This window comes from Paenibacillus doosanensis (genome assembly GCF_025060755.1).
In the GTDB taxonomy this organism is placed as follows: domain Bacteria; phylum Bacillota; class Bacilli; order Paenibacillales; family NBRC-103111; genus Paenibacillus_S; species Paenibacillus_S doosanensis.
Map to the genome: position 1 here is coordinate 1 of NZ_JANYUY010000071.1, position 20,900 is coordinate 20,900.

A 20,900-nucleotide genomic window follows, 5' to 3' on the forward strand; every position below is an offset into this window, starting at 1 on the left:
GGTGAATCTTCCGGCACCCCTTGCAACGCAACCGGCGAATGACAAGCAGGCGGCAATCCCCGCCCTCATCCACTAATTTCCGTTTCCGGCTGCCAATGACGCTAAGCGCTTCTCCACAGCAGGGAGATGGGACCACTTCTGCACATCTAACGAAAAACGCCGGGTGACTTCTCATCCAGCTCATACTTTGATACAATGACCATGTTGGGTAGGGGATGCATCCCGTGAGCCTGTTGCCGCAGGCCCACATACATGGGGGCATCCTTTTCCTTTTCTGTGATACGGTCATTATATTCAGCAACTCGCGGACAGGCAATCCCGTCAGCAATTGGACGTTATCTTTCAGCGGCAACACCCAATCGATTGCCCAGATCATCGGCCTTGATAATATCTTCGAAAGTGTAACCTTCTTCTAATAATTGTTTCAGGTCCTCGGCGCTAAAGTTGTATGCATCCGCGCTCGCCTCCACCGGCTCCTCTGCCTGCAGGGCACGTGCTTGAAGCATTCGCTTCGGCGTCGGTTCGTCCTGAGGATACTGCGGGTTATTCGTCGTTAATATTTCCTCTTGCGGCGGCGATATCGGCTCGGATGGCACATCGACGCTCGTACTGCTGGTCACAGGCTGTCCGAATAACGTATCGTTCAGCAGTTGTACCGCTTCGTCCGCGTAACTGAGGGGTAAGCTGCCGAACGAAGAGAACAGCAATCCGGCGCACAGGCTAACGATGATCCATTTGTTTGTTTTCATAAAATTCCTCCAGGTATTTACAATGTATATTGAATCCGGAAGGATCGAGCTGATCGACCCTTCCTGCCTTGCTTCTTACTGCTTGACCACCCGCAGCAGGTTGCCGTTGCCATCGTATTGATAGTTTAGAATCGTGCCATCTTCCAATTGGGCCGACTTCAGTCTCGCCCTGATGGGGATTTTTTAAATTTGTTAGTAAAGGTTAGATAATTAGATAATTTTCAAATGTATAGCTCTATGTAGTATCTACTCTGGTTCCATCAACAAATACTTCAAAGAAAACATGTCTTTAACCATAGACCCATATTAAAATTACACCTATCATTGTCTTTTCCAACAAAGTATCTTGATGATTTTCTTGAAATTTTAAATTCCTCACATTCTTCTGGAATCAACAGAGTCTTTTAATTATTTTGTAATGTGAATTAAGTTGCCATTGTTATCATATTGATAATGAATGATAGTTCCATCTTCCAATTCGATATAATTAACTCGACCTGCACTATCGTAATAATAAGTGATTTTTTTTGTAGAAATCAGCATTCTAAATACAAGTGCATTGCTTGCCACAGATACATTTCCTGCCGCATCTTTAGCCTTAACAGAAAAAGAGTAATTTGCATTTATTAGTGAGTCTGGAAGGGAAAAACTATTATTCACACTACTGCCTATATAAGAAGAACCATTGAAGATTTCATAGCCAGTGACTCCTATATTATCTGACGAGGCCGACCATGAAAGTACATTACCATTAATAATCAAGTTAGTTGGCGCTATTGGTGCTTGAGTATCAACTATAAAAGTCACCATATTGCTAAAATCAGAAGGATTGTTCCAAATATCTACAGATCTCACTACAATTAAATATTTTTTATTTTCAGTAATTCCTCTAAGCCAGTACGAGTTTATATCTCCTGGAACTACATCAATCACCTCAGAATCATTATAGATAATATATTTTGCAATAGCAGATTCATCAGTCGAATGTTCCCATTGTAATTGAATTTCTGTCGTCAAACTATTAACCTGCGTAAGATTTATTAGATTTCTAGGAGGAGTGGGTTTGATAGTTTCAAAGACCGCCACATTACTTGCTTCGGATATGTTTCCAGCCAAATCTTTAGCCTTAACTGTAAAGTAACAAATTAAATCAGGATTCACATGTAATTGATAATTAGTTGTAGTTGATGTTCCAATTAGTACAGATCCATTATAGATATTATATTCAGATATACCAATATTGTCGTTTGCAGAAACCCATGACAGTCGAATATCACCCATACTTGAAACATCTGATACTCTAAGGTTTGTTGGAGCTGAAGGTGATTCGTAATCAGTCGCATCAGTATAAGTGATACTGTACAGAAGATGAGGAATGACACCTGGTCCAGCAGGTAATCCACTGTAATAGAACCCTGTAATCGGTGTTTGACCCACTTTATTACGAAATTCGTCACCCATAAATTCTAATACTCCATTAATTGAAGAGACATGTATTGCATCGTTAATTCGCTCCAAATCAGATCCAGAAGTATACGTAGCATACAATTAGGGTAATCTTCAAAAATCCAGTCAACTTCCCAATAACCATCATCATTAAGCCAATAGATTTCTTTCTCACAGTAAAGTTCGAACGAAGCATAAGTTATTTGTTGAGATGTTAATTTAAACGGAATGTTACTAATTTCCTTTTCGAAGTTTGTTCCCCCTATAATTGTAGATGGATCAACCAAAAGAGGATAAGTAAGGTTATCATCGTCTATAAGAATAGATAAAATAGTTTTATTATCATTTTTAGGACTTATTTTAAATGTTACTTGGTCATAATTTCGTTTCTTCTCTTTTGCTCCCATAACCCACATATGAGGCAATGTGAATAATGTTTCTCCCGTTTCTTTACTGAAAAATTCAATATCTTTTGTTGGTAATTCCTTATATGATAAACCCGGTGAATCAATTTCAAATTTAAACTCTTTAGGAGCATTCTTACTATTTAATTGTAAAAACATTTTTAATTCTCTGTCTTTAACTGAATATTGTAGTCTTGTATCTGCCCAAGCGTTATCGTAAATGATTGAATCATCATAAACTTGAGATATTACTGATTTAGATAAAATAGGTTGATAAGAAATTGAATAATTTCCATACCAAATTTTAATCGGCTTATTACTTCTATTTCCAAATTTTATTTCAGTATTTTTCTTTTTGTTTGAATAGTCAAATGATTCATCATCTAATTCAGTTCTGATCTTGTTATCATGAGTTTGATAAGTAATACTTGTTACTGTTTTAGAACCATCTCTGTTTAAAAATGTATTGCTTGTCTCTGTTCCTAGATCAGGGAGTTCTTTTAGTACGTTTAATTTGAATTGATTTAGTTTTTTTTCTAGAGGCTCTAAATATACATTATTTGTAACTGAATCTTGATATAATTGAGGCTGAATTTTTTGAGCGGAGAGAGAAAAGGGGAATATTGGTATAGATACCAATAGACATATGACTATCGACAATACTCTGGCTCTGATACTATGCGTCATTTTTGTTCTCCTTCAATATAGATTCTTCCAAACAAATTTATAAATTTATCCTCCTTTTTTTCAATTGAGGAAGTAAAAATATTGCTTTCTTTTGATTCTTATGAAGAAATATTCATTCGTTTTTGAAAGATTAAGGAAGGAAATTCAATAAAAATTTTAAGTTATTATAAAACGTCATTTTTCCAATCAATGTACGAGACTTTTCATGCGATTCATTAATAAATACCAAAATACAATAACAAAACTTCATTTCCCCTCAAGTTTCTATAGAAATTTACAATCATTATCGCTGCTATTTTTATTAAAGTTCACATAATAGCAATACATCTAGTCACATTGTCTATGCTGCAAAATAACACAGATTATTACCCACTGAAGCAACCATCAACTTACGGAATGAGTTCTCCTACAGTATATCGCTCAAGAACTAATGATGTTAAGTATTAACATTTCCCGCATACTTCCAAGGGAATGGATTGGATGTTCACCGTTCGAACCCGTAATTTTTAAGTCATATCTCTTAAATCTCATGATTTCATAGAATTACATTGAATTACTGGGGCCGCCCTTTACATGGAGCAGTCATGGGTGTAAGCTCTCACAAATTAGACGATGCCATGAACCAGACATCATAAGGCTAGCCAGCTTATCACAAAAAAAGAAGAGTTTTCTTAAAAAAATGCTGAGGTCCGATTGTCACGTAATAGCTACTGCAGAATCCCTTCGATCGCTTTATTAGTTGGAAACGCTCCCCAGCCAACAACATGTGTGCATGGTGAACCAACGGTTGATTAGCCGCCCGAATTCCCCTTATTATTGGCGAACTTTCTCGGATAATACAATCTTTTTCTAAATTGGCTATAGAATGTAAAATTCCTGATAGAGTACATAGACTTTCTTTATATTGATGACAATGCTGTATTATCTTCCGCGGTTTTCGTATACTGATGATTCGATAGTGGTAGAGAGGGACATCGTATTACATTGATTTGTTAAAAGAATCTTTGGAACATTTATATTCCTATCTACGGGATAAGGCCGATTATCTGAATACGCCAACATACTGCTCGAATAAGCAAAGAATAATATAGTGACCCACAACATTAAAACAATCTTTTTTGCGTTCCTTCTTGTAAAGTTCATACGACCCTTCCCATCGGATTAAAAATTAACACCCTATTTGGTTGTACAGAAAAAATATTTAATACGGTTAATGCAATACACGATACCTTCCTAAAACTATAAGCCTCCTTTCTTAAGTGGTTATGTTATTATTGTTATTACTACAAAATAATGTATAAAACGCAAAATTTCCATAGGAAACTTTGTCGAAAATTATATTTTCGATAATCATTATCTCATCAATTTAGAATCCTATTCATACAGACCTGTTGATTAACCAGAAATTGTAATACAAGTCATCCTGCCAGAGGTATACTGAAGCAGGCGATTCAGTCGCACCACCCACTCAATCGGTAACTTACACAGACCAAATAAGCGTGAAAATTGAACAAATGAAAGCCTAGCATGCCGGGGCATTTTTAAGGAAAGTGCATCGAATGACCATTTGAGCAGGACATAGACCATGAGAGCGCTAAACAATTGGCCATATACCGTATTTTCGGTTGTGCCAAATAGGGTAGTTAGGTTCATATGCTGTTTGATCCAGCGAAAAAAGACCTCAATCTGCCAGCGAGCTTTATATATCTGTGCAATTTGCTCCGCCGTTACATGCATTAAATCGGTCACGACTCGGATTTCACGGCCTTCGAAGTCCTGAAAAATGACGACGCGATGGCGCTTTTTCGAACGACATTGCGGAGTGCCCAGTTGACAGGTGATGTCACGTATGACCGGTAATTCCATCGGATTTTGTCGACGTAACGCTTTGGGCTTTTCCAGATGGACGTTGTCGCGCAAGCGAATGACAAACGATTGTCCGTCTTGTTTGGAACGATCCAGTCGCTCCAGTTTGCCGTACGCCCGGTCCATGACCATAATGAAAGGCATCTGAGTCAGGCTTTCGCTCACCGGTCCATCGTGTCTGGAACCAACGGTTTCTTCGACTTGCAGAGGTTGCTCTGTTTCGGCTTGAAGAGCCACGTGAAGTTTAACGCCTGATCGTTCCCCATGATAAGGATCCCATGGCAAGCGGGTTTTGCCTACGGTCACTGTGGTCGAATCAATGAGCAGCAGTTCCTTCGGGAAAGCCAACTTTCGCCGGATTTCTCAATTACACTTCCGGACGAGCAAATGAAAAATCTCCTTAAATACGGCAAACGGAACTTCAGCCGCTTTACTTGAAAATCGTGAATAATGAACTTCCACCAGGCCACTGAGGGAAGCGCGATCAGAACCAGCACGGTAGCTGGGCCATTCTTCATAGGCTGCTGTGCACCAATATTGCAACAATTGATACACTGTAAATTTACGAGCTTTATCTGCGTACCCTATCGGTTGACGATGGATTCGACTTCTTCCGGCGTCAATATCGATTGAAGAATAGACAGGATCGTGGTAGACTTTTTCATGGAGTCGTCACCTTTCGGTTTGTTTGTAGGGGTACAAACAGTTTACCGGGTTGACGGCTTTTTTTCTACCATTTTGTGGTTATTCAACAGACGTGCTATTCATAATATGTTTTACTCTTTGCTAAGGGTGTTGGCATTGACCATTCCACTACATTAAATAAGGGGTAAGCTTCGCTTACCCCAAAACCTCAAACTTATAAATTCTGGCGTGTAATATAATCCACTTAGAAAAGGGAAATCCCCAGCTACTATCGAAGAAGGAAGCACCTGACGAAGAGCTTCAATCTTACCTACCCTACCACAGGAGGTTGAAGTCGCATGGGGAAGTCCCATCATATTCAAGGCTTTAAGGGAACGAAGTTCAGTCAACAACTAAGAGGTGTTAACCTGGAGCAAGTACTCATCGTTGCGATCGATGCGGCGAAGCTCCACCAAAAAGCGCTCATATGCAATTACTTCGGCGACGTGATCGAAAAACCCTTCTTCTTTTCGGTTTGTCAGTCTGGAGTGCAAATCCTTTATGACGCAATTGAAAATGCTGTTCGGGACACCGGGGCCGTTCGGTTATTTCTAGGGATTGAGGCTACTGGCCATTACTACGAGGACATCGTCAGACAAATGGCCAAGCAAGGGTATCACGTTCAAATTCTCAATGCCTACACAACGTTTGAAGAACGAGCCAGCGCCCTGAGTTGGTGTAAAACCGATGATCTGGATCTTGTGGCCATCGCCCACGCTATTCGAAGCAATAAGGCGACAGAGTCTCGCTTAGCGGAAGGATTGCAACGGCAGCTGCGCGTTCTCACCCGCGCCCGTCGCTCAGAAGTCCGCAAACGGGCTATCCTTCGAACGGAAATCCGGACCATTATGGATATCGTATGGCGCGAGTATCAGGGCTATGCCGAGCACCAGAATGGACGAGTCCGGAAAGTCAAAGTGTTCAGTGATCTTTGGGGCAAGGCGTCCCTGTTCTTCATGGAGCACTATCCGCATCCTGCCACGGTTTGCAAGCTAGGGGAAGCAGGTCTTCGGAAGCTGTCTATTCAGCATAACTTGAAGCTGAGAACCTCAGCCATGCGCAAGCTACTCCATGTTGCTGAGCAATCTCTTGCCCCCGATGAACAGACGCTTCGTCCCGAACTTATACTGTTACGCATGAAGCTGCAAGATCTCCGCTCCTTCGATGCCAAAATCATTGCACTTGAGAAGGAGATCGAAGGCCTGCTGCTTCAGACCGACGGGCAATTACTGCTAACCGTCCCTGGGCTTGGCGTATCGACAGCGGCGGAACTTTACGCAGAAATCGGTGACATATCCCACTATCACCATGCCGGACAGCTCGTCAAGAAGGCTGGCACTAATCCAATCGTCAAGCAAACGGGGGGCGGTATGGGGGCATATGGCAAGATATCGAAGCAAGGCAATAACCACTTACGCTATGTCACCTACTTAGCCGGTCGAAGCCTTTGCTTACACAATGAAGATCTTAAGCCGTTCTACGAGCGCCTCAGAAGCCGAGGGAAACATGAGCGAGCCGCCTTCGTGGCGATGGGCAACAAAATGCTTAAAGTTGCATTTGCTATGCTCCGTGATGGACAACCATTCCGTTCATCAAATCCGTCTTACCAACTCGCAAAAGAAGTAAACAAGAAACTTCAGTTTAACTGTTTCATTGTACCTAGCGCCGCCTAGATGAGTTAAAAACGACGAAATCGTTATGTCTGGGACTGAGGGAAGATCGGATCAAATTCAGGAGGCCCAGACCTCGTAGTATAGCCTTATCCACCTCGTCCTGTTAATGCGAATTGTACGTTAGACCTTTATCTGCACTCAGCCAGATTGCATAACAGGATTGAAAACGGGGGTATTTCCTTTCAAGTTTGAGACATACCGATTTCGTCTAACGCTTTTCGTCAGTTGCTATCCAATATTTGTAAATCAAGAAGGTTAGGTGTGTTTGACTTGCCCAAAAGTCTATTAAGAAGTATTTGACATAGTACGCTTATATGTCAAAAAAAGAGAGAATGGAAACCATCCTCCCCCTTAACCACAGACACACTAACCACCCCGCACATAATAAACAAGCGTCGCCCGCTCATTTAACGCTTTCTGCACGCCGGTCCTGCGAAAGCCCATCTTTTCATACAAGTAGCAGTTGCGTTCTTCCTCCGCTATCGTTGCCAGCTCCCAGGAAGCGGCTTGAGGGAACATGTCGAAGATGCAGGCGATGCTTCGCTGCGCAATGCCTTGGCCTTGATATTGCGGGTGGAGAAACATCGGACTGATCCAGAAGCGCAGCCCGTCTTCTTTCCAATAAACACAGATGGCTCCGGCAAGCTTCCGGTCGGCCATAATTTTGTAGAAGCCGCCGTTAGGATTCGTGATCCTCCTGATCACTCGTTCGATGGTTTCGTTCGCGGGATTGGTTGCGAAGTCCCGGTACTTGGCCAGCAGCGGCAGAAACGCTTCGATCTGCATGTCGAAAATCGCTTCCGCATCCGATACAACCGCTTTTTTGAGGCTTATGTTTACGCTGCTCATTCCCGCACCACTCCCCAATATTGGTAAATATAGATATAAACACAATATTGAATATACGTTCCCCTGTAAAGAGGAATTTTTCAGGATACAGAAAAATCCCCCTTAAGCCCAATGCTATAAGGGGGATTATTTTGCGGCGATTGCGCATCCGCACGCTCGAACCGCTCGGTTCTTTCTACCATTCCTGGCGGGTCAGCAGCGAGGACAGGAAGGTAAGCGCCAAGCCTTGGCCCCAGCCTTGCACCCGCTTATGCGGCACGCCTTTGTAGCCGTCGGCGTCGCGCATCACAGCCGTTCCGGCGGACACTCCGCGCACGGAACCGTCTTCGTCAATCCGGCTGAGAATGCCGTGGATCGACTTGTTGACGTATTTATTGTACATTTTGCCGCTGGAGATCAGTGCCGCCGCAATGCCGCAAGAACCGGACGTCTCCGTGTAGGAGGTCGGATCGTTCAGCACCGTATGCCACAGGCCGGATTCGTCCTGCAGTCTGACCAGCGCGCTCAATTGGTCGCGCAGCGAGCCTTCGATGACCATAAACGACGGATGCGTCACATGAATGAGCTTGAGCGCGCGAGCCATCGTGATCGCCGCCCAAGAGTTGCCTCTCGCCCAGTAAATGCCGGACATATGGTTCTGCGCGAGATGATCCCAGCCGTGATAATACAAATTCGTCGAAGGGTCCTGCAGGAAGTCCTCATGCCCGTGATACTGCTTGATGCCGTCTTCCAGATAGTCGCTTCGGTCTAGCAGCGTTCCCATGCGCACCAGGAAGTATCCGGCCATAAACATCGTATCGACCCAAGCCTGCTCCGGAAAATTGTAGTCCTCCGAGTTGACCGTATGCTGGAAGATGCCGTCCGCGAACCGCACCGCTTCATGCTTCAGGAAATCGGCCATCTGCACGGCGAAATCGATATATTTCTCTTCGCTCGTCGCTTTGTACAAGCTGATCAGCGAATGCCCGATCGATACGGCGTTGACCGTCAGCTTGGGCAGCCCGTCCTCCAGTTGTTCATCGACCCAGTTTTTCAGCAGCTCGATATATTCCTTGTTGCCGGTAGCTTCATACGCTTCCGTCACTCCATAGAAAGCGACGCCGCCCGGCCAATCCCAGTTGAAGTCCATTTGGAACGTGCGGCGGACGACGCGGTCGATCACCGTGCGAATTTCATTTTCGTCATATTGAAGTGCTGGCATATCCATGTCTCCTCCTGTTTGCAAGGAAAGTCTGTACGAGGGGGCTCCTTACGCTCCCTTCGCAACAGACTTCCCGGCTTCTTTGCTGATCTATTATCCTTTCAAACCGCTGGTGCTGATCCCTTCCACGATAAACTTCTGGAACACGAAGAAGATGATGACGATAGGCAGCAGCGACAGCGTTGACATGGCGAACATGCCGCCCCAGTTGTTGATCGACTCCCCGTCCAGGAACAGCTTGAGCGCAAGCGATACCGGATAGAGGGACGGTTTGTTCAAATACAGCAGCGGGTTGATGAAATCGTCCCATTTCCAGTAAAACTGGAAGATGGTCGCCGTCACCAGCGACGGCACGATCATCGGCACGATGATGCGGAAGAAGATCGAATATTTATTACAGCCGTCCATTTTGGCCGCCTCGTCCATTTCCGGCGGTATGGTGCGGATAAACTGCATGATCAGGAAGATAAAGAACGGAACTCCGAAAAAGCTCGGCACGATAACCGGTTTGAACGAAGACAGCCATTCCAGCTTGGCGAACATAACGTACTGCGGAATAACGGTAACGTCCGTAGGCAGCATCATCGTGAGCATAACGCAGCCGAACCAGAAGCCGCTGCCCTTGAACGGAATGCGGGCGAGCCCGTAAGCGACCAGGGCCGACGACGCGACGGCGCCGATCGTGGAGATAATAACGATAATGAACGAGTTTTTAAAAAATGTAGCGAACGTATTGCCGGCGAAGCCCTTCCATCCGGTTACGTAGTTAATGAACTCCAGACGGCTTGGAATGAGGCTGTATGCCTGCGAGAAGATTTCGTCATTAGGCTTGAGCGAGCTGACGGCGAGCCAGATGATCGGGTACACCATTAGCAGCGCCAAACAACCGACGATAAGATGATAGATGACGGATTGGAATCGTTTCGTTGCAGACGGCATGCTATTTGTCCCCTTTCGACTCGTAATGAACCCAATACTTCGAAGATTTGAATAGTACGAGAGTAATAATACCGATAATGATCAGCATCACCCACGCCATAGCGGAGGCATAGCCCATCTCGAAAAACACGAACGCTCTGCGGTACAAATACAGCGAGTAGAGCAATGTATTATCCAGCGGACCGCCTTCCCCGCGCGAGATAATATACGCCGGCGTAAAGGTCATGAACGCGGAAATCGTCTGCATGATCAAGTTGAACAAGATGATCGGGCTAAGCAGCGGAAGCGTCACTCGGAAAAATTTGTAGAACCCGTTGGCTCCGTCCACGCTGGCCGCTTCGTACAGCGAATGCGGTATGTTCTTCAGACCTGCCAGGAAGATCAGCATTGAAGAACCGAACTGCCATACCGACAATGCGATAAGCGTCCACAACGCCGTCCCGGGACTGCCGATCCATGACGTTTCCGTGTGAATGCCGATGACTCCGAGGAACGAGTTCAATAGGCCCTTGTCGCCGAAAATTTGCGTCCACATGATCGATACGGCCACGCTGCCGCCGATAAGGGAAGGCAAGTAGTACGCCGAGCGGTACACGCCGATGCCCCGCGCCGCTTTATTCAGCAGCATCGCCACGATGAGCGCGAAACCGAGACGCAGCGGAACGCTGGCGAGCACGTAAGTGAACGTGACCTGGAACGACTTCCATATTTTATCGTCGTCCGTAAACATTTTGACGTAGTTGTCAAACCCGATCCAACGCGGGGCTTCCATCAAGTTATACTCGGTAAACGAATAATATAAGGATGATAAAATGGGATACAAGGTAAAGATCAGAAAGCCAATGATAAACGGAGCCGTGAACACGTATCCGACCACATTGTTGTTGTCCCGCAGCTTCATGGAATTCAACCCCTATGCACGTAGTTTGCTATGTTTCGATTTGCTTTATAACCTCATTATAGAGAATCCACGCGAGATACAGAATGCAAAAAACCGTTCATTTTGTTTAAAAAACAGACTCCTGAAAACGCCCGCATCCCCCGGAAATAAAGAAGCGGACCAGGCTTCCCCGCATGTATAAGGGAGCTGATCCGCCGTCGGCGTTATTTCTTGTTTTTGGCCAAAATCGCGTTAGCGTCCTTGCGGAATTTCGCCGCCGCATCTTCGATCGAAATTTTCTTGTACAAAATTTGCTCGCTCAAATCCTTGAGCAGCTTCTCAACTTCGACGGAGCCTACAGGGTTCGGAGGGTCCATCGGGCTGCTGTTCTTTTCCGCCCAAGCGACATAATCGAATACTTTGGCGTCAGACGGAGACAGCGTAGGCTTCAGCGCATCCTTCACTTTGGAAGAAATCGGCACGCCGCGTTCGCCTTTGATGATGTTGTTTGCATCGATGTCGTTAATGAAGAAGTCGATGAATTTCGCCGCTTCTTCTTTTTGCTTGGAGTTCTTCGTAATCGAGAAGCCCATGCTTGGTTTCAGGAACAAGCCTTTATTGCCGTTAGGACCCGGGATCGGAATAAGCTCCGTGTTGCGTTTGGCTGCCGCAGACCAAGCTACGTACTGGTTGGACCAGGCGAAGCTGCCGAACGCGTTGCCGAGCACCATCTCGTCGTCTTCAGGCGTCGATTTCTTTTGCGCCAGTTTATCCAAGCTGAGCAGGTAACCTGCGTCATACCATTTTTGATAACGTTTATAGTAGTCGATAAACAGCTTGTCGTCGGTATATCCGAGGCTTGTGCCGTCGGCCGCATACATTTTTTGATCCTGCGTGCGCAAGTAATACGGGAAGAATACGTCATAACGCAAGTAGTCCATCAAAATTTTGCCGTTGCCCTTCAGCTTAGCGCCAAGTGCCTCCAGATCGTCCCATGTCCAATCTTTGGCCGGCATGCTTGCGCCCGCTTTGGCCAGCATATCCGGGTCTACCGTCGCTCCCAGAGCATTGACGCCGAGAGGAATTTGATACAATTTGCCGTCGTATTCCCCGCTCTTCAGCGTGTTGGCGCTGACGTCGCTCACATTCAACGTGCCGTTGGTCGTATAGGGACGAAGATCCTCCAGCTGCCCTCTGCCGCCGAATTGGCTGATGTACGACATATCCATCTGAATAATGTCGGGCAATCCGTTCGCCGCCGCTTGCGGAGCCAGTTTCTTCCAATAATCGTCGAAGGAAGCATATTCCGCTTCAATTTTCACGTTCGGATGCTTTTGTTGATACAGATCGATTACTTTCAGCGTATAGTCGTGTCTGGCTTGGCCGCCCCACCAGGCAATGCGCAAGGTAACCGGCTCATTGCTTCCGACCGCGGAACCTGTGTCGCCGGACATGGCCGGCGTTTTATCGGACGCCGCATTTCCTCCACAGCCTGCGGCCGTCAAAACCATAGATAGCGAGAGCAGCATTGGCAACGCTTTCTTCATCTCTATTTCCTCCCCTGATTCATCGTCTTTACATAGCTATTATCGCTCTTCGAACAGGGAAAAAGAATGTAAAAAACCGTTTTCCTTGTTTAAAAAACAGAGTTGTTCTTCGGGGTTATCACGTCGTTTTCATATATTCGGACGGAGAACAGCCCGCATATTTTTTGAATACTTGGCTAAAATATTGCGGATTATCGCCGAATCCGAGCTGCTCCGCCAGTTCGAAAATTTTGATGTCGGATTTTTGAGTGATCAGCTCAATCGCTTTGGAAATTCTCGTTTTCATCACATAATTCGAAAACTTTTCCCCGGTTTCCTTTTTAAAAAGTTTGCCCAAATAATCCGAATTCATGTACAGCATCTGGCGCGCGACCCAGTTGAGCGACAGCTCGGGATTGCCGAGATGCTCCGAAATAATTTCTACGACCTTGCTGACGATAGCGCTGTGCTTATGCTTGTTCTGCTCATAGTGCAGCGAAGCGATCTGATGGCCGGTTTCCTTGAAAAACAACTGGATGGCCTGCAGCGTTTCAAGCTGCATCAGCTTCACCATCTTGTCCATATAGCCGTGCATATCCTCGGCGTCCCCCAGCCGGATCATCGCCATAAACAGCTGGATAACGTAAGACTTCGAAGTCGAGATGTCGGCCCTTAGCTCCCCTACCTTTTGAAAAAACAAATCGATCTCATGAGCCGCTTCCTCCCAATTGCCCGTCTTGATCTGCAGCATCAAATTATCCTCGTTAAAGCCGAGCTCGACAGGCTCCGCCCGGCTCATCCCCTCGATGTCCCGCTCCGTGATCAGACTGCCTTCGCCAAGATAAAAGCGGTAGTTCAAGCATTCCAGCGTCTGCTTATACAGCGTTCTCGCCCGCGTAATATCGTCCGCTTCGCTGAGCGCAACAGTGAGATCGATCCGGTAATACTTGAGGAACGTCTCCCTGATCCGTTCGATCCGCTCGTGCAGCTCTCCGACCGATTCCGGATCTTCGACCATGATCAGCACATGATCGCCTACCGTCGAGCTGAGAACGGTTTTTTCGAGCAGCTCTTCGGCGATATTTTTGACGGCGAACAGATGCTCGAATTCGAAGGGACCGTCGAGATGGCACAGCAGCAGCCTCACCTCGCGTCTGCCCAGCTCCAGCCGGAATAGTTGGCTGTAATATTCCCAATCGCGGTTGCCGTACGTTTTATTCGTGACGAATTCTTTAAGAAACTGTTCCTTCACATGCGGCAGCACCTTCTCCAAGCCTTCTCTCATGCTGCGCACGAACTGCTCACTGTCCCGCTCCCGGTTCAGCTCCTCGACCAGCTCATGGAGCACCTCCATGATTTTGTTCTCGTTACAGGGCTTCAGCAGGTAATGCTTGACTCCGTATTCAATGGCGGAGCGGGCGTATTCAAACTCCCCGAATCCCGATAGGAGAACAAATTTTATTTCCGGATATTCCCTGCCGATTTTGGCCGCCAATTGCAGTCCGTCCATCCCGGGCATCTTAATGTCGCTAATAATAATATCCGGCCGGTTTTCCTTCACCTTCTCGAACGCCTCAATCCCGTTGCGCGCCGTGTCCGCAAGGACGGTTCCCGTCCCCGCCCAATCTACGATTCGCGAGATGCCGTCCAAAATTATTCGTTCGTCATCGACCAACAGCACTTTATACATCGTAATCCCCCGTTTCATCCGGTATAATAATGGACACGCTCGTCCCTTTGCCCGGCTCGCTGTCCAGCCGGACGCCATAGTCTTCTCCGAACGCGAGCACGATCCGCTCTTCGATATTTTTCAGCCCGATGCCGCTGCCGCGCGTGCGCGCCTCGCCTTTTCTCACCTGCTCCAGCAGCTCTGCGCTCATCCCCGGACCGTTATCCTCGACGACGATAATGAGCTTGCCGGGCTCGCGTCTTGTCCGGATACGGATGAGACAAGGCTCAAGCATCTGTTCCAGCGCGTAGTGAATCGAGTTCTCCAGCAGCGGCTGCAGCGTCAGCTTCGGAAGCATCAGCTTCCGAGCTTCGTCCGGAACGTCCATCTCGAATTCGAGCCGCTCCTCGAAGCGAAACCTCTGAATCGTAATATAACACATCACGATTTCCAATTCCTCACCGACCGTAATGAGCGCCTCTCTGAGACTGATCGAGCTTCGCAGCAAAAAGCCTAGCGCTTCGACCATCTTGGAAATTTGCGGCTGGCCGTTCGTTTTGGCGAGCCAATTGATCGATTCCAGCGTATTGTACAGAAAATGCGGGTTGATCTGCGCCTGCAGCGCTTTGAACTGGGTTTCCTTGATCGTCAGCTGCTTGGCGTAATTTTCGGTAATCAGCTCGTTGATTTGCTGCATCATCATTCGGAACGTGCGGTGCAGCTGCCCCACCTCGTCCATCTGCAGCGTCACCGGATCGGGCGGCTCCGCTTCCATCAGCGTGAAATCGCCTTTCTGCACCTGCTTCATTCGGCCGATCAAGTCCTCGATAGGGCGCGTCAGGCTGCGGGCAAAATTGATGGCTACCGCCATGACGGCAAGCAAGCTTGCAATAAAGCCGATGAGAAGAATTCGCTTCATCAGAATGATTTTATTAAAGATCGTATCGTACGGTATGAGGCTGTGATACGACCATCCCAAATAACCGGACTGGATTTGCGTCAGGAAATACGGCCGGCCGTTGAGCTGCTTGATCACGTATCCATGACGCCATTCCTCGGCCTCCGGCAGCGACAGTCCGGCATTATCGAGCCGTGGAGGGTAGATCATTCGGTCTCCCGACGCAATGCGCATTTCGCCGTTTTTCAGCTCGGTGCCGGCAATGACGTCGTCTACGATATTTTCCAGACGGATGCGGACAACCAGCGTGCCGATTCTCTCCAGGCTAAAGTTCTGGTTCTGATACGATCTAATTTCCCTGGCAATAATCAGAGTGGCATCCTCGCCGTCCGGCAGAATCCACCGGCTCTCCCCGGAGCCTTTGGCCGATTCGTTAAGTATCATCTCTCTCTTGGCTCCCGAAACGACCTGCGATTGCCCGGCCAAGGCCTGCTCCCCCAGCTTGTCGGTCACCTCCACCGAGTAAACGTATTTCTCATATCCGGTATACTGTACGAGCTTGTCGGAAATATAGGAGCGAATCCGCAGCTTCTCGAACTCCGGCGTATTGCCGTCGATCGACAGCAGCAAGCTCTGAATTTGCGAGTCGGTCGCCATGCTGAACGACAGCCGTTCCAGCCGCTTCAGCTCGCTTTCGATCCCGCTGGACGATAAGTTCAGCAGCTGGGACGATTTGGAATACAGCTGCTCGTCATAGATCGAGTAAGCGTATTGCAGCGCAAAATACGTGATCATAAAACAGATCACCATGATGAGCGAAATAAGCGAAAATACTTTGTTTTTAATTTTCCAGTTCATGGCCGGTTTGAAGAACGGAAACGCTGACCGTCTCACGAGAACGGACCCCCTTGGCTGCAGACGCTTTTTTCCTTATGGTACACTAGGATTGCCAAAACAGCCAAGTTTTCGTTGGGCCGACTTGAGGAAAAACCTGAGGCCCCAGGTCCTTTAAAATCCAGTATAAACCCATACGTTAGAGCATGGGAGAGAATTGGATATGGGGTTCCAACCGCTGTTGAACTTCGTGTTATGTTAATTTGTTTGTATGTCATGGCGTCAACACGAAGTTCAAAGGCGGCCTCTATCGCTTTTCCACCCCATATTCATTCCCTTTCTATTCTACTTTAGGCTGCCTTCGGCTTCTTTAAATGCGTTCTTCAAATCGGCGGCGCCTCCGGATTTCATCATCCATCGCAGCTAGCTCCAGTACTGCACTAACGATTTCTGCGAACGATGCGCTTACAGTTCATTGCCATATTTGGATACGTCGGGTAAATCCGGACGGTTATGACGTTTGGGCCATTTGCCCACAGAGCCCGGGCCGCCGGAGCCCTCCAGCGGAATGACATCGACAATCGCATCGGGGTCCGAGCGATGAATCCGCTCCGTCAGTTCAACCTCCTCCAGCCTGTAAATCACTAGCTGCATTCGGTGCATCGTCACCCCGCCTCTTGTCGTATAGCTCTTCAGCCTGGCCGCCTCCCGGCCGACGGCCTGACGAATCGCTTCCGCGACCGGTTCCGGCCGTGTCGTCTGTACCCGCATCAGCCGCTCCCGTGACGAGCCCCGCAGCAGACGGGAAGCCGAGAGCAAGACGGCCGCCGCCAACGCCGCGCAGAAGATCGCGGAGGATTGCCATCTGTGCACATGCGCCGCCGTGCCGCCGTCCGGCAAGCTTGCCGGAACGGGAGACAGCAGACTTCCAGACAAAGCGCTCCGCCCGCTTCCCCCGGGAATAAGAACTTCACTGTAGAGTCCAACCCATTCAAAGCTATGCCGCATACCGATTCCTCCTCGATATGATAGTCAATGATCTTGAGAGGCCGCCTTTTCCGGCAAGTTCTTGCCGCGCCTCCATCCGAATAGCCCGAGTACACGTTCGAGCCCGCCGTAAATCAGCTTCGTTTCCTTCGTGAGCAAAGGGCCGATCACGGCCAAAATAAGCACGTACAGCGCCGCGAAGGGCTGTATGACCGGCAGCAGGCCGCCCGCTTTGGCCAAATTGGCCATAATGATCGAAAACTCCCCGCGCGCTACGATCGTCAGCCCGATATTGACCGACGCCTTCGGTGACAGCCCGGCGCTGCGTCCGGCCCACATGCCTGCGGCAAAATTGCCGGCCAGCGTCAGCGCTACGGCGGCCAGCGAGAGCCATACGGCCCCGCCCAACGATAGCGGGTCGATCGTCAAGCCGAAGCTGAAGAAGAAGATCGCTCCGAAAAAATCGCGGAACGGCAAGATCAAATGCTCGATCCGCTTCATATGCTCCGTCTCCGCCAGCACCAGCCCGACCAGCAGCGCGCCGATCGCCTCGGCCACATGGATCGTCTCCGAAAATCCCGCTATGATGAACAGTACGGCGAAAATAACAAGCATAAACAGCTCGTTGGAGCGAATATTCAGCAGCCGATTGAGCAAAGGAACGGCTTTCCGGCCGGCGATCAGCACGAAGAGCATGAAGCCGAGGGCGATAAGAGCCGACAACGCGATGCCTCCTATCGACGTCGAGCCGCTGAGCACAAGGCCGGAAACGACGGAAATGTAGATGGCGAGGAAGACGTCCTCGAACATAATGATGCCGAGAATCATCTCCGTCTCGGGATTCGCCGTCCGCTTCAAGTCGACCAGCACCTTCGCGACGATCGCGCTGGAGGATATCGTCGTAATGCCGGCGACGACAAGCATCTCCAGCAGCGGCAGTCCCGCCACATACCCGAAGAGAAGCCCGAGCGTAAAATTAATCAAAATGTAGATCGTTCCGCCCACCACAATCGAGCGTCCGGATTTGACCAGCCGTCCGACCGAAAACTCCAGACCCAGATAAAAGAGAAGAAACAACACGCCGATCCGTCCCAAAAATTCGATGAGCGGCGCACTCGAAATAAATCTCAGATCGATATGCCACCATGAGAATGAATGCGGCCCTACGGCCATGCCGACCAATATGTAGAACGGAATCACCGAAAATCTCAGCTTGGCGGACAGCAGGCCGGAAAGCGCGATGAGCGCGATAGCGACGCCGATTTCGAATACGATGTAGTTCATAAGCTCATTCACATCCGTTCGTTAAAATAGTCTTGAAATGCTTCTGCTGCCTCCTCTCCCCGGCAACGACCAGCGTGCAGCCCGCCGTAATCACGACATCCGGCCCCGGGTTAATCCGCTGGGACACCTGCTGCTTCTCTATAACCGCGATAATCGTAGCTCCGGAAGCCTGCCGAACGTTCAGCTCTCCGATCGTCTTCCCTACGGCCTTATCCTCGGGCTCGACGCGATACCATTCGATAACCAGATCGTCGAGCGCCATCTCGATCGTTTCGAGCGCCTTCGGCTTATACGTCATGCCCCCGATAATTCCCGCCACCAAGCGCGCCTCATCGTCGTCGAGCGTAATCATCGAGATGCTGTCATCCGCCTTCCTATCTTCATAGTGGTAACATTCCCGCCTGCCGTCGTCATGGATCACAATGACGATCTTATCCCCGCTTCGCGAAAGGAGCTGGAACTTCTTCCCGATTCCGGGGAGCTCGGTTTCTTTAATATTCATAAGGTCGCATCCTCCTGAAGTTTTCTGTATATAAAACGCCCTTTTCCAATCGATACACTGTGTTATAAATCGCATCCTTCCAGGCGCAAACAAACCGTAAGGCGCAGCCCTCATTCGGGCGTCGGCAAACAAGCCCTCCGGCCTCCGTTTTTTTTCAAACGAAGCCAGGCGCAAACAAAGAGGGATTGTCGGCATCGGCATTTCTGGACAAGAAGCGCTATATTTTCAAAGCTTTGCAGCACAAAGAAGCCGCTGTACCTATTTTCCGAAAAATGGGACGGTTAACTAAGCTATTCATTACAGGACATTGCCAAAATACATCCGGGACTTATACGAAACGAACCGAAGGGAACAAAAGAACGGAGGGTCTACTTTAGGCAAGGCTACACGTATAACGAAGTAAATTTGATAGGGGTTAACAGCATCCGCGCCAGCCGGCGGGCAATCAGGGGATGAAACAGGAGGTTGGTTTCAGGCAGAACGAGGCGAACTTCGTTCGTCATGGAGCGCAAAACAATGAAAAACGCAGCGAGAAACGCGGCCAAGCGCAATCGTTCCGCCGAAGAAGCTTGCTTGCGAACCGTGGCTTGATTTGAGAAGTATTCCATTCCTTGCGAGACGACAGTCCGGCCGGACTCGCTCACATTTCCTTCCAGGCTGGGGGTAGGTGTAGCAAATATCATGAATACCGCAATTAAAATCAGAGATAACCAGCGCTTGGACGAGGTATCACGAGATAACATACACATTCACCTCCTTTTCACCTGAATTTAATTGAATTATACCATAAATCGCCCGTTTTATCAAATAATCGAGCTAACAAAACTAACCGGTATAATTAAAATACCCCCTTCTTTTTCAAAAAAAGGAGGAGGTATTTTGTTACTAATCGGCAGCATAGCACTTCCGATCGTTAGCTTTTAAATCTCTATATCCATTACGATGCTGTCCAACCGGCCGACTTCCCTAATGAAGGCCGCTACGGCTTGATGCTTCGGATGAGGACCGTAAGCTTCGAGCGCCGCTTTATTTTCGAACCGTACGGAAAGCAGAATCTGGTAGCCTTGATTTTTCTCGGAGAAATTGATCCCCGCCTGAATGTCGATAACCCCTTCCAATTCGCCTTTCAACGCTTTGTAGCGGCTTACGACCTCCTGAAGCTGCTTCTGGGTCGTGCTCTCGCCGAATTTAACCAATACGATATGATCGATCATGCTAGTTCTCCTTTGCCTGTATATGCAGTACATTTCACTATACCATGGCCGGTCCGTTTAGGCCAGTCTCATCCGGCGTTATTCCAATACCGCAACCGCCCTTACGGGAGAACCGTCGCCGCCTGCAATTCGCAGAGGGAAGCCGTAGAACATGAAGGCTCGATTCAATGGCAGCAGATCCAGCCCGACCAGATCCGTGTAGGTCACGATCCCCGCTTGCAGCAGCGCTCTCTGCAGCGGCTCGTCCAAGCAGCCCCCGGCGCGCGGAGCCTCGGCCGCAACGACGCGTTCCAGCACCTCCAGCCCGGCAGGTTCCCGGAAGAACAATCCCGCGCGCGAAGGAAACGACGCAGCACGGGGGTCTACCACATAGCTTACGCCGAAAAACCGGTCCAGCGGCAGCTCGTCCAGCGTTTTGCCGCCCGGATGCATATGGGAGACGGCGTCGACATGCGTGCCTGTGTGCGAGCCGAAGGCCAGGGAGCGCAGCTCCCACGTATGGCTCTCGTAAGTGTGAGCGATCTCCACCTTCACTTCGGGATCGCCCGGGTAAACCGGCATGCCCGAGAAGATCGGCAAGGATAAATCGATGATGCGCAAGGCCCGTT

The 20,900-nt window shown here is 48.4% G+C and carries 19 protein-coding genes; 1 reads left to right on the forward strand and 18 read right to left on the reverse strand.

Going from position 1 to position 20,900, the window contains the following annotated elements:
• From N0M98_RS33950 to N0M98_RS30480, 5 genes are all read right to left on the reverse strand, one after another.
• Positions 1–376, reverse strand: a 376-nt coding sequence (locus N0M98_RS33950; RefSeq protein ID WP_375295570.1) for a DUF6431 domain-containing protein, incomplete at its 3' end; no start/stop codon positions are given.
• Positions 336–749 carry a hypothetical protein gene (locus N0M98_RS30465; protein ID WP_259620130.1) on the reverse strand — a complete coding sequence of 138 codons (414 nt, stop codon included), beginning with the start codon at positions 747–749 and terminating at the stop codon, positions 336–338. The genes N0M98_RS33950 and N0M98_RS30465, both read right to left, overlap by 41 nt.
• 408 nt (positions 750–1,157) lie before the next feature.
• Entirely contained in the window at positions 1,158–2,210 is a 1,053-nt protein-coding gene (locus N0M98_RS30470) for a hypothetical protein (protein WP_259620131.1), read from the reverse strand.
• A 5-nt stretch (positions 2,211–2,215) separates the two neighbouring features.
• Positions 2,216–3,286 carry a hypothetical protein gene (locus N0M98_RS30475; RefSeq protein WP_259620132.1) on the reverse strand — a complete coding sequence of 357 codons (1,071 nt, stop codon included), beginning with the start codon at positions 3,284–3,286 and terminating at the stop codon, positions 2,216–2,218.
• A 1,395-nt stretch (positions 3,287–4,681) separates the two neighbouring features.
• Entirely contained in the window at positions 4,682–5,500 is an 819-nt protein-coding gene (locus N0M98_RS30480) for an IS4 family transposase (protein WP_259620133.1), read from the reverse strand.
• A gap of 635 nt (positions 5,501–6,135) precedes the next feature.
• Between N0M98_RS30480 and N0M98_RS30485 the strand changes: the two genes are divergently transcribed.
• On the forward strand, positions 6,136–7,509 hold the full coding sequence (locus tag N0M98_RS30485; protein WP_259620134.1) for an IS110 family RNA-guided transposase: 1,374 nt from the start codon (positions 6,136–6,138) through the stop codon (positions 7,507–7,509).
• Positions 7,510–7,875: 366 nt separating this feature from the next.
• Here N0M98_RS30485 and N0M98_RS30490 read toward each other — a convergent pair whose 3' ends face one another.
• The 13 genes from N0M98_RS30490 to N0M98_RS30550 all read right to left on the reverse strand — a co-directional run bounded on the left by N0M98_RS30490 (position 7,876) and on the right by N0M98_RS30550 (position 20,892).
• Positions 7,876–8,358, reverse strand: coding sequence for a GNAT family N-acetyltransferase (locus tag N0M98_RS30490; protein ID WP_259620135.1), 483 nt, complete (start codon positions 8,356–8,358; stop codon positions 7,876–7,878).
• Positions 8,359–8,533: 175 nt separating this feature from the next.
• Complete coding sequence (locus tag N0M98_RS30495; RefSeq protein ID WP_259620136.1) at positions 8,534–9,559, reverse strand: glycoside hydrolase family 88/105 protein; 1,026 nt, start codon at positions 9,557–9,559, stop codon at positions 8,534–8,536.
• Positions 9,560–9,652: 93 nt separating this feature from the next.
• On the reverse strand, positions 9,653–10,498 hold the full coding sequence (locus tag N0M98_RS30500) for a carbohydrate ABC transporter permease (RefSeq protein WP_259620137.1): 846 nt from the start codon (positions 10,496–10,498) through the stop codon (positions 9,653–9,655).
• A gap of 1 nt (position 10,499) precedes the next feature.
• On the reverse strand, positions 10,500–11,399 hold the full coding sequence (locus N0M98_RS30505) for a carbohydrate ABC transporter permease (RefSeq protein WP_249864345.1): 900 nt from the start codon (positions 11,397–11,399) through the stop codon (positions 10,500–10,502).
• Positions 11,400–11,602: 203 nt separating this feature from the next.
• On the reverse strand, positions 11,603–12,925 hold the full coding sequence (locus N0M98_RS30510) for an ABC transporter substrate-binding protein (protein ID WP_249864346.1): 1,323 nt from the start codon (positions 12,923–12,925) through the stop codon (positions 11,603–11,605).
• A gap of 118 nt (positions 12,926–13,043) precedes the next feature.
• Entirely contained in the window at positions 13,044–14,594 is a 1,551-nt protein-coding gene (locus tag N0M98_RS30515; RefSeq protein WP_249866205.1) for a response regulator, read from the reverse strand.
• On the reverse strand, positions 14,587–16,365 hold the full coding sequence (locus N0M98_RS30520) for a sensor histidine kinase (protein WP_259620138.1): 1,779 nt from the start codon (positions 16,363–16,365) through the stop codon (positions 14,587–14,589). The genes N0M98_RS30515 and N0M98_RS30520 overlap by 8 nt, the downstream gene beginning before the upstream one ends.
• Positions 16,366–16,770: 405 nt before the next feature.
• On the reverse strand, positions 16,771–17,313 hold the full coding sequence (locus N0M98_RS30525; RefSeq protein WP_259620139.1) for a hypothetical protein: 543 nt from the start codon (positions 17,311–17,313) through the stop codon (positions 16,771–16,773).
• Positions 17,314–17,337: 24 nt separating this feature from the next.
• A complete protein-coding gene (locus N0M98_RS30530) occupies positions 17,338–18,576 on the reverse strand; it encodes a cation:proton antiporter (protein WP_259620140.1) in 1,239 nt (412 codons plus the stop codon).
• A gap of 4 nt (positions 18,577–18,580) precedes the next feature.
• The gene (locus tag N0M98_RS30535; RefSeq protein ID WP_259620141.1) at positions 18,581–19,078 is read right to left on the reverse strand and encodes a cation:proton antiporter regulatory subunit; all 498 of its coding nucleotides are present in this window, start codon (positions 19,076–19,078) and stop codon (positions 18,581–18,583) included.
• 383 nt (positions 19,079–19,461) lie between these two features.
• Positions 19,462–19,821 (reverse strand): hypothetical protein, encoded by a 360-nt coding sequence (locus N0M98_RS30540; RefSeq protein ID WP_259620142.1) that lies wholly within the window; start codon positions 19,819–19,821, stop codon positions 19,462–19,464.
• 177 nt (positions 19,822–19,998) lie between these two features.
• Positions 19,999–20,292, reverse strand: coding sequence for a Dabb family protein (locus N0M98_RS30545; protein WP_259620143.1), 294 nt, complete (start codon positions 20,290–20,292; stop codon positions 19,999–20,001).
• Positions 20,293–20,370: 78 nt separating this feature from the next.
• Entirely contained in the window at positions 20,371–20,892 is a 522-nt protein-coding gene (locus tag N0M98_RS30550) for a cyclase family protein (RefSeq protein ID WP_259620144.1), read from the reverse strand.
• Positions 20,893–20,900: the final 8 nt, after the last annotated feature.

Coding starts and splice junctions, on each gene's coding strand:
- N0M98_RS30465 (WP_259620130.1), bottom strand. CDS start 749: ATGAAAACAAACAAATGGATCATCGTTAGCCTGTGCGCCGGATTGCTG.
- N0M98_RS30470 (WP_259620131.1), bottom strand. CDS start 2,210: ATGGGTGACGAATTTCGTAATAAAGTGGGTCAAACACCGATTACAGGG.
- N0M98_RS30475 (WP_259620132.1), bottom strand. CDS start 3,286: ATGACGCATAGTATCAGAGCCAGAGTATTGTCGATAGTCATATGTCTA.
- N0M98_RS30485 (WP_259620134.1), top strand. CDS start 6,136: ATGGGGAAGTCCCATCATATTCAAGGCTTTAAGGGAACGAAGTTCAGT.
- N0M98_RS30490 (WP_259620135.1), bottom strand. CDS start 8,358: ATGAGCAGCGTAAACATAAGCCTCAAAAAAGCGGTTGTATCGGATGCG.
- N0M98_RS30495 (WP_259620136.1), bottom strand. CDS start 9,559: ATGCCAGCACTTCAATATGACGAAAATGAAATTCGCACGGTGATCGAC.
- N0M98_RS30500 (WP_259620137.1), bottom strand. CDS start 10,498: ATGCCGTCTGCAACGAAACGATTCCAATCCGTCATCTATCATCTTATC.
- N0M98_RS30505 (WP_249864345.1), bottom strand. CDS start 11,399: ATGAAGCTGCGGGACAACAACAATGTGGTCGGATACGTGTTCACGGCT.
- N0M98_RS30510 (WP_249864346.1), bottom strand. CDS start 12,925: ATGAAGAAAGCGTTGCCAATGCTGCTCTCGCTATCTATGGTTTTGACG.
- N0M98_RS30515 (WP_249866205.1), bottom strand. CDS start 14,594: ATGTATAAAGTGCTGTTGGTCGATGACGAACGAATAATTTTGGACGGC.
- N0M98_RS30525 (WP_259620139.1), bottom strand. CDS start 17,313: ATGCGGCATAGCTTTGAATGGGTTGGACTCTACAGTGAAGTTCTTATT.
- N0M98_RS30530 (WP_259620140.1), bottom strand. CDS start 18,576: ATGAACTACATCGTATTCGAAATCGGCGTCGCTATCGCGCTCATCGCG.
- N0M98_RS30535 (WP_259620141.1), bottom strand. CDS start 19,078: ATGAATATTAAAGAAACCGAGCTCCCCGGAATCGGGAAGAAGTTCCAG.
- N0M98_RS30540 (WP_259620142.1), bottom strand. CDS start 19,821: ATGTTATCTCGTGATACCTCGTCCAAGCGCTGGTTATCTCTGATTTTA.
- N0M98_RS30545 (WP_259620143.1), bottom strand. CDS start 20,292: ATGATCGATCATATCGTATTGGTTAAATTCGGCGAGAGCACGACCCAG.